The sequence below is a fragment of the Verticiella alkaliphila genome (genome assembly GCF_018904615.1).
GTDB lineage: Bacteria > Pseudomonadota > Gammaproteobacteria > Burkholderiales > Burkholderiaceae_B > Verticiella > Verticiella alkaliphila.
Genome location: NZ_JADCNH010000004.1, coordinates 133,051 through 149,300, shown reverse-complemented (window position 1 = coordinate 149,300; position 16,250 = coordinate 133,051). Strand labels below are relative to the sequence as shown.

Genomic DNA, 16,250 nt, shown 5'->3' with positions numbered 1-16,250 from the left:
CCATGCCGCACCGCGGCGGGAGACAAGCCCCGACAGGCGGTGGGGTATTATACGGAGCACTTTCCACCCTTGCCTTACAACCCTTACAACCGTCTAGTCACCCGGTGCGGCTTACCCAGATCAAACTAGCGGGCTTCAAGTCGTTCGTGGACGCCACGTCCATCCAGGTACCGAGCCAGCTCGTCGGCGTCGTCGGTCCCAACGGCTGCGGCAAATCCAACATCATCGACGCGGTGCGATGGGTGCTGGGGGAAACCCGCGCTTCGGAGCTGCGCGGCGAGTCCATGCAGGACGTCATCTTCAACGGCTCGGGCAACCGCAAGCCGGCAGCGCGCTCGTCCGTCGAACTCGTCTTCGACAACGAGCAGGGGCGGGCGGCCGGGCAGTGGAGCCAGTACGCGGAGATCGCCGTCAAGCGTGTGCTGACGCGCGATGGCACCAGCAGCTACTTCGTGAACAACCAGCTGGTGCGCCGGCGCGACATCAACGACATCTTCCTCGGCACGGGGCTTGGCGCGCGCGGCTACGCCATCATCGGGCAGGGCATGATCGCGCGCATCATCGAAGCGCGGCCCGAAGAGCTGCGCGTGTTCCTGGAAGAAGCCGCGGGGGTGTCCCGCTACAAGGAACGTCGCCGCGAGACGGCCAACCGCCTGGAAGACACGCGCGAGAACCTGACCCGGGTCGAGGACATCCTGCGCGAGCTCACGAGCCAGCTCGAGAAGCTCGAGGCGCAGGCGGCCGTCGCCCAGCGGTATCAGGATCTGCAGCGCGACGGCGAGCGCAAGCTGCACGCCCTGTGGCTCATGAAGAAGGAAGAGGCGGACACCAATCGCGACAAACTCGCCCACGAGACCGAGCGGGCACAGACCGCACTCGAAGGCGCGCTGGCTGACCTGCGGCGCGAACAGTCGCAGCTCGAATCCATGCGTCAGGCCCAGTACGCCGCGAGCGACGCCTTGCATGCGATGCAGGGCCGGCTCTATGAAGCCAACACCGAGGTGAGCCGCCTGGAAGCCGAGATCCGGTACGTGGTCGAGGCGCGCAACCGCCTGCAGCAGCGACGGGATCAGTTGCAGACGCAGATCGCGCAGGCGGGCGAGGAAGCGGAAGACGGCCAGGCGAGCATCGCGCAGGCCGAGGAAGCGCGCGAGATGGCGGCGATGCGCACCGAGGAAGCTCGCGCGCGACTGGACGACCTGCACGCGGCACTGCCCGCGCAGGACACGCGTCTGCGCGAGGCCCAGGCAGAGATGTCCACGTTGCGTGGCGACGTGGCGCGCGTGGAGCAGGCGTTGGCCTTGTCCGCGCAGGCGCAGCGCGACGCCGATCGTCAGTTGCAGCAGCTGGCCCTGCGCCGCGAACGCCTGCAGCAGCAGGCGCAGGAACTCGCACGGCCGGACACGGGCCGGCTCGAGCAGCTGGCAGGTGATCTGGCCGCCGCGGCACAAAGCGTGGAAGAAGCCGAGGGCGAACTCTTCGAGCTCGAGGAGCGCGTCCCCGCCCTGGATGCCGAGCGCCGCACGGCCCAGCAGCACGCGCAGCAGCAGGCCAACGCGGCCGGCACCATCGAAGCGCGGCTCGCCGCGCTCACGCGCCTGCAGCGCGACGTGGAGCAGCGCGGTGCCCTGCAGCCCTGGCTGCAGAAACACGAGCTCGCCAATCGCGAGCGGCTCTGGCAGCGCCTGCAGGTGGAGCCGGGCTGGGAAACGGCGCTGGAGGCCGTGCTGCGCGAGCGCATGTCAGCGCTCGAGATGAGCACGCTCGACTGGGCCGCGGGCTTCGCGGGCGAGGATGCGCCGCCCGCACGGCTTGCCTTCTACCAGATGCCCGTGCCGGATGCGTTGCCGGCGGCGCCTGCGGGGCTGCGCCCGGCCGTGGAGCTGCTGCGCGTGACGGATCCGCGTCTGCGCATGCTGGTGGGCAGCTGGTTGCGCGACACCTACGTGGCCGATGATGCCAGCCAGGCGCTCAAGGCCCGGGGCACGTTGCCGCCTGGCGGGGTGTTCGTCGTGCGTGCGGGCCACTTGGTCGATGCGCATGGCATCCGCTTCTATGCGCCCGATACCGAGCAGGCCGGCATGCTGGCGCGCCAGCAGGAAATCGACAATCTGCAGCGCGAGCTGAAGGCGCAGCAGCTGATCGCAGACGAGGCGCGATCGAGCGCCACGCGGGCCGAGCAGGCTTACGCGGGCTTTGCGCAATCGCTGCCTGCCGCGCGCCAGCGACTGGCCGAAGTGACGAGCCGTCGCCACAACATCCAGCTCGAACACGAGCGCCTGGCCCAGCAGGCCGCGCAGAGTGCCGCGCAGAGCGAACGCATCGCTCAGGACCGCGCGGAGCTCGCGGCGCAGGAAGAAGAACTGCACGCGGCACGCGAAGAGGCCGAGGCCCGCTTCGAGGTGCTCGATGGCGAGTTGGGCGAGAAGCAGTCGCGCGTGGCCGATGCCGAGATCGCGCTGGAGACGCTGGAAGCCCAGACCCGCGGCGCGCGCGATGCGGTGCGCGAAGCCGAACGTGCGTCGCACGAGGCAGAGTTCGCCGAGCGCGGCGCGGCCGCGCGTATCGGCGAGCTCCAGCGTTCATTGCAGCGCGTGGCGGAGCAGGCCGAACGTGCCCGTGCGGAACTGAGCGGCGTGGCCGAGGAGCTCGTCGTCCTGGATGATGCGGCCGCCCAGGCCGGGCTGCAGGAAGCGCTGGCCGAGCGGGCCGAGCGCGAGGATGCCCTGGCGCGCGCGCGCGCCGAACTCGACGACCTCAACGCGCAACTCCGGGCGGCGGACGAAGTGCGCCAGCAGGTCGAGCGCTCGCTCGATCCGCAGCGCGCGAAGATCACCGAACTGCAATTGCAGGAGCAGGCCGCGCGACTCGCGCAGGAACAGTACGATCAGCAGCTCACGGATGCCCAGGTCGATCTGGCGGCGGTCGCCCAATGGCTGGACGAAGCGCCCGCCGAGCGGCGTCGTCTGGGCTGGCTGCAGGCCGAAGTGGGGCGGGTGGGCCGCGAAGTCACGGGCCTGGGTGCGGTCAACCTCGCCGCGCTGGAAGAACTCAATGCCGCGCGTGAACGTCAGGGGTTCCTTGCCTCGCAGCAGACGGATCTCGTGTCGGCCATCGAGACCCTGGAAGATGCCATTCGCCGCATCGACCGCGAGACGCGCCAGTTGCTGCAGGAAACCTTCAACACGGTGAATGGGCACTTCGGCGAGCTTTTCCCGCGCCTGTTCGGCGGGGGCGAAGCCAAGCTGCAGATGACGGGCGACGAGATCCTCGACGCCGGCCTGCAGGTGATGGCACAGCCCCCTGGCAAGCGCAACAGCACGATTCACCTCCTGTCCGGCGGCGAGAAGGCGCTCACGGCCACGGCGCTCGTGTTCGCGCTCTTCAAGCTCAATCCGGCGCCCTTCTGTCTGCTGGACGAAGTGGATGCGCCCCTGGACGACGCCAACACCGAACGCTATGCCAACCTGGTGCGCAGCATGAGCGAACACACGCAATTTCTTTTCATTTCCCACAACAAGATTGCCATGGAGATGGCGCATCAGCTCGTCGGGGTTACCATGCAGGAACAGGGTGTGTCCCGTATCGTGGCGGTCGATATCGAAGCCGCGGTTCAATTGACCGCAGAAGCGGCCTGAAGCAGGAGGCGGGAGACCTATATGAGTGATTTGCAGATCGGCTTGATTGTCCTGGGCGTCGCGCTCATCGTCGTGGTGCTGGGCCTGAACTGGTGGCAGGACCGCCGGGTACGGAACAAGATGCAGGCGACGTTCTCGCCGGCGCAGGAAGATCCTTTGCTGGGCGACGCGGCGCCAGAGCCTGTCGTCAAGACGAAGCCCGTCAAGAAGGCAGCGCCCGTGCCGACCGAGCGCGTCGAGCCCGCCTGGCAATCGGCGGCGACCGATGACGCTGCGCCTGAGGCCGACGACGAGGACGTGTTCCGCCGCGAGCCGGCCGTGGGTGCAGGAACGGTGTCGCGGGTCGACGAGGACCAGCCCGACACCGCTGTCGAAGCCCTCATCGATCTGGGCTTTGCCCGTCCGGTGCCTGGCCGGGACCTGCTGCCCCTGGTTCGCGAGCTCGATCGTGTGGGCCAGAAGCCCTTGCGCGTCTTCCTGCGCACGGTCGATGGCGACCAGTTCCTCAAGCTGCGGCTCGATCGCGATTACGTGTCCCTGCAGATCGCCGTGCTGCTCGCGAACCGCAGCGGCGCGTTGACGGCAAGCGAGTGGGCACAGGCCTGGAGCCGCGCCGAGCGCATCGCCGAACAACTCGACGCGAGCATCGAGGGCCCGGATCCCGCTCACGTCGCGGAACACGCGCGTCAGCTCGACGAGCTGTGCGCTGCGCTCGATACGTCCGTCGGCCTGACCCTGGTGCCCCAGCGGCCGCAGCCCTGGCGTGTGGCCGAGGTGCTGGCGCAGGCGCACGACGCTGGCTTCGTCGAGGGCACGGACCCGGATCGACTGGAATGGCGTGATGAACGAGGCGCGGTGCGCTTCGTCCTCGTGCATCCGGCCAGCGAAGCGCGCGGTGGGGCCGTGGCCGGCCGCGTCAGTCTGCTGCTGGACGTGCCGCGCCATGCTGCGAGCGACACGGCGTTCGCCGACATGGCGCACGTCGCCCGCCAGCTCGCCGACGTGCTGGAGGCGGGTGTGGTCGACGACAACGGGCAGCCGCTCGCCGATGGCAGTGAAGGCGCGGTCGATGCGCACCTGCGCCGTCTGTACGGCCAGCTGGCAGAGAACGGCCTGAAGGCCGGATCGCCGCGTGCCGTGAGGGTGTTCGCTTGACCCAGGCACGACTGCAGCAGCTGCGCGAGGAGATCGCGCGGCACGACTATCAGTATTACGTGCTCGATGCGCCCACGATCGCAGACGCCGAGTACGACAGGCTTTTCCGTGCGCTTGCCGATCTCGAGGCCGAGCACCCGGAGTGGGTGACGCCGGATTCCCCAACGCAACGGGTCGGCGGCACGCCGGCCTCCGAGTTGGGCGAAGTGCAGCACAGCGTGCCCATGCTCTCGCTGGGCAATGCGTTTTCCGACGAGGAAGTCGAGGCGTTCGACAAGCGGGTATCTGACGGCCTGACCGCGTCGGGAGCCTTGGCCGCGGGTGCCGCACCGGCCTATCTGTGTGAACTCAAGCTCGATGGTCTTGCGATCAGCCTGCGCTACGAGGACGGCCATCTGGTGCAGGCCGCCACGCGCGGCAACGGGCAGGTCGGCGAGGACGTCACCGCCAATGTCCGCACCATTCGCGCCATCCCGCTGCAGCTTCGCCAGCCGGTGCCGGGCGTGGTGGAGATCCGCGGGGAGGTGCTCATGTTCCGCCAGGATTTCGAGCGCCTGAACCAGGCCCAGGGCGAGCGTGGCCAGAAGCTCTTCGTCAATCCGCGCAACGCCGCAGCCGGCAGCCTGCGCCAGCTCGATGCCCGCATCACGGCCGCGCGCCCGCTGCGCTTTTTCGCCTACGGCTGGGGCCAGGTCGACCAGATGCCGGACGTGCGCACGCACTCGGCCATGCTGGCATGGATTGCTGATCTCGGCGTGCCGGTGAATGATCGCCGGCGCGTGGCCGAGGGCGCGGCAGGGCTGCTGGCGTACTTCACCGAAATCGGCGAAGCCCGGTCCTCCCTCGCCTACGACATCGACGGCGTCGTCTACAAGGTCGATAGCCTGGCCGCTCAGCGGCAGTTGGGCTTCGTGTCGCGTGCGCCGCGCTGGGCGCTGGCCCACAAGTTCGCGGCGGAAGAGGCCACCACCGAACTGCTCGGCATCGACGTGCAGGTGGGCCGTACCGGGGCCATCACGCCGGTGGCCCGCCTGAAGCCCGTGTTCGTTGGCGGCGTGACGGTCACGAATGCCACCTTGCACAACGAGGACGAGGTGCGGCGCAAGGACGTGCGCATCGGTGACACCGTCGTCGTGCGTCGCGCCGGCGACGTCATTCCCGAAGTCGTCGCGCCCGTGCCCGAGTTGCGGCCCGAACACGCCGCGCTTTTCGAGATGCCGACGGCCTGCCCCGTCTGCGGATCGGCCATCGAGCGGCTGGAGGGCGAAGCGATCGCCCGCTGCACGGGTGGCCTCGTCTGCGCGGCCCAGCGCAAACAGGCGCTGGCGCATGCCGTGGGCCGCCGCGCGCTGGATATCGATGGCCTGGGCGAGAAGCTGATCGACCGGCTGGTGGATCTGGGTCGGCTCACGTCGCTTGCCGACATCTACACCTTGAAGGCCGAGGAGCTCGCGGGCCTGGAGCGCATGGGCGAGAAGTCCGCACAGAATCTCGTGGCTGCTATCGACAAGGCGCGTCGGCCCTCGCTGGGCCGGCTGCTCTTCGCCTTGGGCATGCGGCACGTGGGCGAGACGACGGCGCGCGACATCGCGCGCCACTTCGGCTCGCTCGATGCCGTGCTGGCCGCCGACGAGCACGCGATGATGGGCGTGCCCTCGGTGGGGCCCGTGGTGGCGGCCGCCGCCGTGCATTTCCTGGGCGAGCCGCACAATCGCGAGGTGCTGCAAAGCCTGCTCGGCGAGTGTGGCGTGGAGCCTCAGGCCGAGGCCGCACCCGCGGCCGCAGGCGCGGTGCTGGCCGGCAAGACGTTCGTGCTCACGGGCACGCTGCCCACGCTCACCCGTGACCAAGCCGCGCAACGCATCGCGGCGGCCGGCGGCAAGGTGAGCGGCTCCGTGTCGCGCAAGACGAGCTATGTGGTGGCGGGCGAGGAGGCGGGCAGCAAGCTCACCAAGGCGCAGGAACTCGGCGTGCCCGTGCTGGACGAGGCAGGCCTCATTGAATTGTTGGGAGATTCGAACTGATGCGCGCAATCCTTGGCGGCACCGGCTTTTATCGCATGGCCGGCCTCACCCCGACGCGACGCCAGGCGGTGCGCACCCCCTACGGGCTGCCGTCCGGTGCGCTCACGTTCGGGCGCATTCAGGAGTGCTCGGAGATCGTATTCCTGAATCGTCATGGCTACGGGCACACGCTCGCGCCGCACCTCATCAATTACCGCGCCAATCTGTGGGCATTGCACGAGGTGGGCGTGCGCCAGATCATCGCCGTGGCGAGCACGGGCGCCGTGCGGGCTGACTGCGCGCCGGGCTCGCTCGTGTTGCCGGATCAGTTGATCGACTACACCGCAGGCCGTGCGGGCACCTTCGTGGATGCGACGGACCGCCCGGTGGTGCATGTGGACATGACCGAGCCCTATGACGCGGCGCTGCGTGAGGAGCTGCTGGCTGCGGCCGCGGCCTGCAACATCCCCGTGGTGGATGGGGGCACGTATGCCTGCACGCAAGGCCCGCGACTGGAGACGGCTGCCGAGATCCGCCGCCTGGCCCGTGATGGCTGCGATCTGGTCGGCATGACCAGCATGCCGGAAGCCGCGCTGGCGCGCGAGCTGGGCATCGCCTACACGTCGTTGTGCGTGGTGAGCAATTATGCGGCGGGTGTGGGCGACAGCCAGCGGGAGATCGCATTCGATGGGGCGCAGGCCCGGTTCGAAGCCGCGATGCAGTCGGTACAGCATCTGCTGGCCGCATGGTGCCAGATGCCCGACCCCGTGCAGGCCTGACGAGGCCAGCACGCCAGCAGGGGCGGCAGAGGCGGCGCGAGAAGCGCCGTACCTGCCGCCCCTTCGCACATCAGGCCGCGAGCGTGCCCAGCAGCGCCTGTTCGAAACGCAACTGGGCGCGGTTGTCGGTGAGCGCTTCGCCATCCAGCACGAAGACGTCCTCGACGCGCTCGCCCAGCGTCATCACCTTGGCGGAGGACACCGTGAGCGCGTGCGCATCGAAGATGCGGGCCACGGCGTGCAGGAGACCGGGGCGATCGGTGGCGCTCATGCTGAGAATCCACGCGCGGCCACGTTCGTCCGGGTGCAGCTCGATCGACGGCGTGACCGGAAAGACGCGCGAGCGCCGCGATGCGCGGCCGATCGTGCCCGAGGCGCCGCGCGGCAGCGGCTCGGCCGTGTCGAGGTATGCCGCGAGGTCGTGCTCAAGCAGCGAGACCATCGCGCGCAGCTCGCTGGCGCTACCCGATGACAGCACCACGAAGCTGTCGAGTGCCCAGCCATGTCGCGTGGTGGTGATGCGCGCATCCTGGATGCTCAGGCGTCGGCTCTCGAACCATGCGCACAGGCGGGTGAAGAGATCCGCCGTGCTGCGCGCATAGATCATGAACTGCAGGCTCTCGGCTTCCGTGTAGCGCGCACGCACCACAGGCGTCGGATTGGCCACCTTGTGATACAGGTGGCGGGTGTGCCAGGCGATGTCGCTTGCCTCATGGCGCAGGAAGTAGGCCACGTCCAGTTGCTGCCAGAGTGCGTCACGGGCGTCGTCGCGCAGGCCCGCCAGGCGCAGCAGGCTCGCCGCTTCCTGCTTGCGTTGCGAGAGCACGGCGGTGGTCGAGACCGTGGCGCCGCCCAGCACCGCGAGCGTCTGCCGATACAGGCTTTCCAGCAACTTGCCCTTCCAGGTGTTCCACACCTTGGGGCTCGTGCCGCGAATATCGGCCACGGTCAGAAGGTACAGTGCCGTGAGACGGCGTTCCGTGCCGACCTTGTCTGCGAAATCCCGGATCACGGCCGGATCGGACAGATCCTGCTTCTGCGCCACGGTGGACAGCAGCAGGTGGTTGCGCACCAGGAATTCGAGGAGTTGCGCGTCTTCCTTGTCGATGCCGTGCGAGCGGGCGAAGCGGCGGACGTCGACCGCGCCGAGCTCGGAGTGGTCGCCCCCGCGGCCCTTGGCGATGTCGTGAAAGAGCGCGGCCACGTAGAGCAGCCAGTGCCGTTCGAAGTTCGCCACCAGATCGCTGCACAGCGGATATTCGTGCGCATGCTCCTGCATCGTGAAGCGCCGCAGATTGCGCACCACCATGAGCGTGTGCTGATCCACCGTGTAGACGTGGAAGAGATCGTGCTGCATCTGCCCCACGATGCGCCGGAAGGGCGGCAGGTACTGCGGCAGCACGCCGAGGTCATTCATGCGGCGCAGCTCGTGCACGATGCCGCGCGGCTGCTGCAGCAGGGACAGGAAGAGCTTGCGGTTGACCGGGTTCGCACGGAACTGCCCGTCGATGCGGCGGCGCGCATGCCAGAGCGCACGCACCATGCGCGCCGACATGCCCGTGAGCTCGGAGTGTTGCTGCATCACCAGGAAGGCGCGCAGCAGCAGGGTGGGCTTGCGCTCGAAGGCGTCGTCCAGCCGGATATCGAGGAGACCGCGTCGATGGACGAAATCCTCGTCGATCTCGACGGGCTCGGCCTCCGAGCCATCGTCGTTCAGCCGCGACTCGATGTTCTGGACGAGGATGTTGTTCAGCTGGGTGACGAGCTTGGCGGCCCAGTAGTAGCGCTGCATCAGCACTTCGCTCGGACGCCGCCCACTGTTCGCAGGAATCTCGTAGACCCGGGCCAGCGCGGACTGGTGATCGAAGATGACGCGGTCCTCTCGGCGACCGGCGAGCAGGTGCAGCTCGATGCGCAGGCGCTTGAAAGCCTGTTCGGCGCGACGCAGGTGACGCGCCTCCTGCGGGGTGAGCAGCCCGGCATCGGCGATCTGCCGCCAGGTGCGGCCAAAGCCTGCCGCGCGCGCCATCCAGAGGATCACCTGGAGATCGCGCAGTCCGCCGGGGGATTCCTTGCAGTTGGGCTCGAGCGCGTACGGGGTGTTCTCGTAGCGCGTGTGGCGCTGCTGCATCTCCAGCTTCTTGGTGCGCACGAAAGCGCGCGGATCCATGCGCTTCTGCATCTGCTGGGTGAAGGTGCGCATGAGCGCGCGGCTGCCGGCCAGAAAACGGGCCTCGAGCAGGGCCGTCTCCACCGTGATGTCGGCGGCGGCTTCCTCCAGGCACTGGGCGACGGTGCGCACGCTGTGGCCGGGCTCCAGGCCCAGGTCCCACAGGGCCGTGAGCAGATCCGAGACGGCGCTCTCGTCCTCGGCCCGCGGTGCCTCCGGCAGCAGGATGAGGATGTCGACGTCGGAATAGGGGTAGAGCTCGCCGCGCCCGTAGCCACCCACGGCCGCGAGCGCCGCGCCCGCGGGCAGGGGGTGGATCTCCAGCAACTGGATGAGGGTGCGGTCGACCAGACGGCGCAGGCCGTTCAGGAAGGCGTCCGGGCGCAGGTTCTCGCGGAAGGCCGCGACGACGGCCGCGCGCTCGCGCTGCAGGCTCTCGCGCAGGGACGTGAGCGTGGCCGGCCCGGAGGCCGGGGCGGGCGTGGCGGCGGCTGCGTGCATCGCGCGGCGCTCCTGCTCAGGGGTTGGCGGTGATGAGGGCGGGCGCAGCGGGCATGCCGGGGGAGACGGTCAGCACCTCGTAGCCGTCGGCCGTGACGCGCACGGTATGCTCCCATTGTGCGGACAGGCTGTGATCGCGCGTGACCACCGTCCAGCCGTCGGCGAGCTGACGGATCTCGCGGCGCCCGGCATTGATCATGGGTTCGATCGTGAAGATCATGCCCTCGACGAGCTTCACGCCCGTGCCCGGCTTGCCATAGTGCAGCACCTGCGGATCCTCGTGGAATTTCTGGCCGATGCCATGCCCGCAGAATTCGCGCACCACCGAGAAGCCGGCCTTCTCGGCGTGGCGCTGGATGGCCGAGCCGATGTCGCCCAAGGTGGCCCCGGGCCGCACCTGCGCGATGCCGAGCCACATGCATTCATAGGTGATGTCCGTCAGGCGGCGCGCGAGAATCGAGGATTCGCCCACGGCGAACATGCGGCTCGTGTCGCCGAACCAGCCATCCTTGATGACGGTGACGTCCACGTTGACCACGTCGCCGTTCTTCAGGATCTTGTCGCCCGGCATGCCGTGACAGACCTGATGGTTGACGGACGTGCAGACGTGGCCAGGGAAGGGCGGGTGCCCGGGCGGGGCGTAGCCGATGGTGGCGGAGGTGACGCCGAGCGCCTGCATGTGCTCGTGACAGATGCGGTCGATCTCGGCAGTGCTCACGCCCGGCTTGATGTGCGGGGCCACGTGATCCAGGACGGCGGCAGCAGCCTGGCAGGCGGCGCGCATGCGGTCGAGGTCGGTCTGATCGGTAACAATGCCCATGTCTAGATGCCAGAATCCCAAAAATGATAGAATTATAGGCTTTCCCTCGTTTTGACTCTGTGGGAAAAGCGCTTTTTAAATCGCGTGCCGTATCACCAGGGTGCTGCCACATGTGGCGGTGCAGATGCGGTGCAAGACCCAACCCTTGGAGAACTCCATGTCCGTCACCATGCGTGAAATGCTGGAAGCCGGTGTCCACTTCGGTCACCAAACGCGCTTCTGGAACCCCAAGATGGCCCCGTACATTTTCGGCCATCGCAACAAGATCCACATCGTCAACCTCGAAAAGACGCTGGCGATGTACCAGGACGCGATGAAGTTCCTGCGTCAGCTCTCCTCGCGTGGCGGTACGGTGCTCTTCGTTGGCACCAAGCGCGCTGCCCGTGACATCGTGGCCGAGGAAGCCGCCCGCGCCGGCATGCCCTTCGTCGACAGCCGTTGGCTGGGCGGCATGCTCACCAACTTCAAGACGGTCAAGACCTCGATCAAGCGTCTGAAGGACATGGAAGCCGTGATCGCCGAAGGCGGTCTGGAGCGCATGAGCAAGAAGGAAGCGCTGCTCTTCTCGCGTGAGCTCGACAAGCTGAACAAGTCCATCGGCGGCATCAAGGATCTGAACGGTCTGCCCGACGCCATTTTCATGGTCGACGTTGGCTACCACAAGATCGCGATCGCCGAAGCCCGTGCCCTGGGTATCCCGGTCGTGGCCGTGGTCGACACCAACCACTCGCCGGACGGCGTGGCCCACGTGATCCCGGGCAACGACGACTCGGGCAAGGCCATCGCCCTGTACTTCCGTGGTGCGGCTGACGCCGTCCTGGAAGGCCGCGAAGCCGCCCTGCAAGGCGTGGTGGACGCCGCTGCCGAAGAAGGCGCCGACGACGAGTTCGTCGAAGTCCGCGACGAAGCCTAAGCGGCGAAGTCCGCGACGCAGCCTAACCGGTTGCGTCCGAGCGCGCTGCCGGGGCCGGGCAAGGCCCGCCCTGGCGCGCCAAGCATGTTGCGGTTCGCAGTACGAGGCAAGGGGCATGGCGCCCCTTCTTTTTGAGCCCGGCGAACCGCGGGCAGGGCACCCCACGTGGCCTGCCGAATTGACAAACCGTTCGAACATTCAGGAGCGAGCATGGCAGAAATCACTGCTGCGATGGTCAAGGAACTGCGCGAGAAGACCGACGCGCCCATGATGGAGTGCAAGAAGGCACTCACCGAGGCTGACGGCGATCTGGCCCGTGCCGAGGAACTGCTGCGCGTCAAGCTCGGCAGCAAGGCGAGCAAGGCTGCCTCGCGCGTGACCGCCGAGGGCCTCATCGGCCTGCACGTCGAAGCCGACGGCAAGCTGGCCGCCGTTGTCGAAGTCAACTGCGAAACCGACTTCGTCGCGAAGAACGATGACTTCATCGCCTTCGTGAACGCGATGGCCGAGCGCGTCGCCAAGGACGCACCCGCCGACGTGGCTGCCCTGTCGGCGCTGCCGATGGGCGAAGGCACGGTCGATTCGACCCGTTCGGCCCTGATCGGCAAGATCGGCGAGAACGTCAGCATCCGCCGCTTCACCCGCATCCAGACCGCCAACAAGGTCGCCAGCTACAGCCACGGTGGCCGTATCGGCGTGCTGGTCGAGTTCTCGGGTGACGAGCAGGTCGGCAAGGACGTCGCGATGCACGTCGCCGCCACCCGCCCGCAAGCCCTCAACGCCGACGGCGTGCCCGCCGCTGCCATCGAGCAGGAACGCTCGATCGCCTCGCAGAAGGCTGCCGAGTCCGGCAAGCCTGCCGAGATCGTCGCCAAGATGGTCGAAGGCTCCGTGCAGAAGTTCCTGAAAGAGGTTACGCTCCTGTCGCAACCTTTCGTCAAGGACGACAAGAGCACGGTCGAGCAGATGCTCAAGGCCAAGGGCGCCGCTGTGCAGCAGTTCGTGCTGTACGTGGTGGGCGAAGGCATCGAGAAGAAGACCACCGACTTCGCCGCTGAAGTCGCGGCTCAGGCTGCTGCTTCCACGCGCGTCTGATGTCCCAGGGGCAGGCGTGACCGCCGCGTGCGGTCGTGCCTGCCCCTTTATCGTTTTTGCCTTTCCAAATTCGCCATGACTGCCTCGACGTCCCCCGCCTACAAACGAATCCTCCTGAAGCTCTCGGGCGAAGCCCTGATGGGTGATGATGCGTTCGGCATCAACCGCACGACCATCATGCGCATGTCCGACGAGATCCTCGACGTGACGCGCCTGGGCGTGGAGTTGGCCATCGTGATCGGCGGCGGCAACATCTTCCGCGGCGTCGCCCCCGGTGCGCAGGGCATGGATCGCGCGACGGCCGACTACATGGGCATGCTCGCCACGATCATGAATGCGCTGGCCCTGCAGGATGCGCTCAAGCACCGCGGCCTGGATGCCCGTGTGCAGTCCGCCCTGAACATCGAGCAGGTCGTCGAGCCGTATATCCGCCCGAAGGCCTTGCGCTATCTCGAGGAAGGCAAGGTCGTGATCTTCGCGGCCGGCACGGGCAATCCGTTCTTCACCACCGATACCGCAGCCGCCCTGCGTGGCGCGGAAGTGGGTGCGGAGCTCGTGTTGAAGGCCACCCGCGTGGACGGTGTCTACAGCGCCGATCCCAACAAGGATCCGACGGCCACGCGCTATGCGCGCATCTCGTTCGACGAGGCGATCAATCGCCGCCTCGAGATCATGGATGCCACCGCCTTCGCGCTGTGCCGCGACCAGAAACTCCCCATCAAGGTGTTCTCCATCAACAAGCCCGGTGCGCTGGCCCGCGTGGTCATGGGTGCCGATGAGGGAACGCTGGTTCACGTATAGGAGCAAACCATGTCCACTGCTGAAGTCACCAAGAGCGTCGACGCGCGCATGCGCAAGTCCATCGAGAACCTGCAGAACGAGCTCTCCAAGCTGCGCACGGGTCGCGCCCATGCGGGCATCCTCGATCACGTGCAGGTCGAGTACTACGGTTCGATGGTGCCGGTGAGCCAGGTCGCCAACGTCACCGTCGTCGATGCCCGCACGCTCAACGTGCAGGTCTGGGAAAAGCCGATGGCGGCCGTGGTGGACAAGGCGATCCGCGAATCCGATCTCGGGCTGAATCCGCAGGCCATGGGTGAATCCATTCGCGTGCCGATGCCCGCGCTCACCGAAGAGCGTCGCCGCGACCTCACCAAGGTCGTGCGCACGGAGGGCGAGGGCGCCAAGGTGGCCATTCGCAACCTGCGTCGCGATGCCAACGAGCAGTTCAAGCGTCTGTTGAAGGACAAGGCCATCTCCGAAGACGATGATCGCCGTGCCCAGGACGACGTGCAGAAGCTCACCGATCGCTACGTGGCCGAGATCGACAAGGTCGTCACGCAGAAAGAAGCCGAGATCATGAAGGTGTGAGCTTCGGCCCACAGCCCCGGTTGCCTGCATGAGCATCAGTTCGACACTCGGCATCCCCGATACGGGGATCGTCCCGCGCCACGTCGCGGTCATCATGGATGGCAACGGCCGCTGGGCCACGCGCCGGCGTCTGCCGCGCGTGGCCGGCCACGCCAAGGGCGTGGAGGCCGTCCGGGCCATCGTCCAGGGATGCGGCGAGGCCGGGGTCCGCTATCTCACGCTCTTCGCCTTCAGTTCCGAGAACTGGCGCCGTCCAGCCGATGAGGTGTCCTACCTCATGCGGCTCTTCATCCAAGCCATCCAGCGCGAAGTCGGCAAGCTTGCCGAGCGTGGGGTGCGCCTGCGGGTGGTGGGCGAGCTCTCCGCCTTCGAGCCCCGTCTGCAGGACATGATTCGCGACGCCGAGCGGCGCACCGCGCACAATGACCTGCTGCACCTGACCATCGCCGCGAACTACGGCGGGCGATGGGACATCCTTTCCGCCATGCGCGCCATGCTGCGCGACCATCCCGAGCTCGCGGACGATCCCGCCGGCATCGATGAGTCGCGTCTCGCACCGTATCTCGCCATGGCCTTCGCGCCCGAACCGGATCTGTTCATCCGTACGGGCGGCGAACAACGCGTTTCCAATTTCGCTATCTGGCAGCTCGCGTATACCGAGCTCTATTTCACCGATCGGTACTGGCCAGACTTCGGCCGCGCCGCCTTGGAAGAGGCGTTCGCGTGGTACCGTCAGCGTGAGCGGCGCTTCGGCCGAACGAGCGCGCAACTGGCCCCCGAGGCCGCCATCACCGTTACGCAGGAGGGGTGAGCCCATGCTCGGGCAGCGCGTCGTCACCGCAGTCGTCTTGTTGATCATCCTCGCTGCGGTCATGGCCGCACCGGGGCCATTGCCCTTCGCCATCCTGGTCGCCGTGTTCGGGATTGCCGCGCTCTTTGAGTGGTGGCGCCTCACGTTGGCCCGTGCGGTGCCCGCGGGCGGGCAGGGCGGCATGCCGCTCGCGAATGTGCTGTTCCAGGGCGAAACCGGCCTGCAGGGCGGTCTGCGTGTTCTCGCCACCGCCGCGGGGCTGGCCCTCGCCGTGCGGCTGCTGCTGGATTACTCCGTCCTGGGCGGACCGGTCGGTGTGCTGCTGTCCGGGGCGGAATCCGCGATCATCGGCTTCGGCACGCTGGGCTGGGTCCAGCTCATGCAGCAACTGGTCGGCCGCACCTGGATCTGGGCCATGGTGGGCTGGGTCGCCGTGCTCGGCTACCTCTTCGTCGCACGCACTGACAAGGCCCCTTTCAGCGTGCTCCTCACGGCGTTCGGCCTGCTGGCCGTGCCTGCCGCCTGCGCGGCGTTGCTGGTGGCCTATGGTCATGGCGTGCTGTATCTCGTGTCGCTGCTTGGTATTGTGTGGGCCGCCGATATCGGCGCCTACTTCGTCGGCCGGCGCGTGGGTGGGGCCAAGCTCGCGCCGCGCATCAGCCCGGGCAAGACGATCTCGGGTGCGATCGGCGGCATGGTGTGTGCCATCCTCTGGGTCGTGGGCTGTGCGGCTTTCGCGTCCAGCACGCCGGTCGGCCCCTCCACCTATGGCGGCGATCTCGTCGCCCACTGGGGCTGGTTCGGTGCGGTGGGGCTGACAGCCTTGCTGGCCGTGTTCTCCGTCGCGGGCGATCTCTTCGAGTCGCTGCTCAAGCGCCGTGCCGGCCGCAAGGATTCCAGCCAGTTGCTGCCGGGCCACGGTGGTGTCTTCGATCGCATCGACGCTGTGCTGCCCACGGCGCCGCTCGCCATGCTTCTCGTGTTGTCCTGACTT

12 protein-coding genes are annotated in these 16,250 nt (G+C 67.6%); 10 read left to right on the top strand and 2 right to left on the bottom strand.

The window, feature by feature from the left end; translation table 11 throughout:
* Positions 1–104: 104 nt before the first annotated feature.
* From smc to IMZ29_RS04730, 4 genes are read left to right on the top strand one after another with little or no spacing between them, the layout of a single operon-like run.
* Positions 105–3,638: a chromosome segregation protein SMC gene (smc, locus tag IMZ29_RS04745; RefSeq protein ID WP_216181192.1), complete on the top strand. Its 3,534-nt coding sequence runs from the start codon at positions 105–107 to the stop codon at positions 3,636–3,638.
* Between the two features lie 21 nt (positions 3,639–3,659).
* The gene (locus IMZ29_RS04740; RefSeq protein WP_216181189.1) at positions 3,660–4,793 is read left to right on the top strand and encodes a cell division protein ZipA C-terminal FtsZ-binding domain-containing protein; all 1,134 of its coding nucleotides are present in this window, start codon (positions 3,660–3,662) and stop codon (positions 4,791–4,793) included.
* Positions 4,790–6,817, top strand: a complete 2,028-nt coding sequence (gene ligA, locus IMZ29_RS04735) for an NAD-dependent DNA ligase LigA (RefSeq protein ID WP_216181186.1) — start codon at positions 4,790–4,792, stop codon at positions 6,815–6,817. Before IMZ29_RS04740 ends, ligA begins: the two co-directional genes overlap by 4 nt.
* Positions 6,817–7,575, top strand: a complete 759-nt coding sequence (locus IMZ29_RS04730; protein WP_216181183.1) for an S-methyl-5'-thioinosine phosphorylase — start codon at positions 6,817–6,819, stop codon at positions 7,573–7,575. The genes ligA and IMZ29_RS04730 overlap by 1 nt, the downstream gene beginning before the upstream one ends.
* A 70-nt stretch (positions 7,576–7,645) precedes the next feature.
* Here IMZ29_RS04730 and IMZ29_RS04725 read toward each other — a convergent pair whose 3' ends face one another.
* Both IMZ29_RS04725 and map read right to left on the bottom strand, forming a co-directional pair.
* Positions 7,646–10,246: a [protein-PII] uridylyltransferase gene (locus IMZ29_RS04725; protein WP_216181179.1), complete on the bottom strand. Its 2,601-nt coding sequence runs from the start codon at positions 10,244–10,246 to the stop codon at positions 7,646–7,648.
* A 16-nt stretch (positions 10,247–10,262) separates the two neighbouring features.
* Complete coding sequence (gene map / locus IMZ29_RS04720; RefSeq protein ID WP_216181176.1) at positions 10,263–11,066, bottom strand: type I methionyl aminopeptidase; 804 nt, start codon at positions 11,064–11,066, stop codon at positions 10,263–10,265.
* Positions 11,067–11,223: 157 nt separating this feature from the next.
* On the opposite strand from map, the gene rpsB reads away from it, so the two are divergent.
* The 6 genes from rpsB to IMZ29_RS04690 all read left to right on the top strand — a co-directional run bounded on the left by rpsB (position 11,224) and on the right by IMZ29_RS04690 (position 16,247).
* Positions 11,224–11,979 (top strand): 30S ribosomal protein S2, encoded by a 756-nt coding sequence (rpsB, locus tag IMZ29_RS04715; RefSeq protein ID WP_216181174.1) that lies wholly within the window; start codon positions 11,224–11,226, stop codon positions 11,977–11,979.
* 210 nt (positions 11,980–12,189) lie between these two features.
* A complete protein-coding gene (tsf, locus tag IMZ29_RS04710; protein WP_216181171.1) occupies positions 12,190–13,074 on the top strand; it encodes a translation elongation factor Ts in 885 nt (294 codons plus the stop codon).
* A gap of 75 nt (positions 13,075–13,149) precedes the next feature.
* A complete protein-coding gene (gene pyrH / locus IMZ29_RS04705; RefSeq protein WP_216181168.1) occupies positions 13,150–13,875 on the top strand; it encodes a UMP kinase in 726 nt (241 codons plus the stop codon).
* Positions 13,876–13,884: 9 nt separating this feature from the next.
* Complete coding sequence (gene frr / locus IMZ29_RS04700) at positions 13,885–14,445, top strand: ribosome recycling factor (protein ID WP_216181166.1); 561 nt, start codon at positions 13,885–13,887, stop codon at positions 14,443–14,445.
* A 28-nt stretch (positions 14,446–14,473) separates the two neighbouring features.
* Positions 14,474–15,256 (top strand): polyprenyl diphosphate synthase, encoded by a 783-nt coding sequence (uppS, locus tag IMZ29_RS04695; protein ID WP_216181163.1) that lies wholly within the window; start codon positions 14,474–14,476, stop codon positions 15,254–15,256.
* A gap of 4 nt (positions 15,257–15,260) precedes the next feature.
* Positions 15,261–16,247 (top strand): phosphatidate cytidylyltransferase, encoded by a 987-nt coding sequence (locus tag IMZ29_RS04690; RefSeq protein ID WP_216181160.1) that lies wholly within the window; start codon positions 15,261–15,263, stop codon positions 16,245–16,247.
* Positions 16,248–16,250 lie beyond the last annotated feature (3 nt).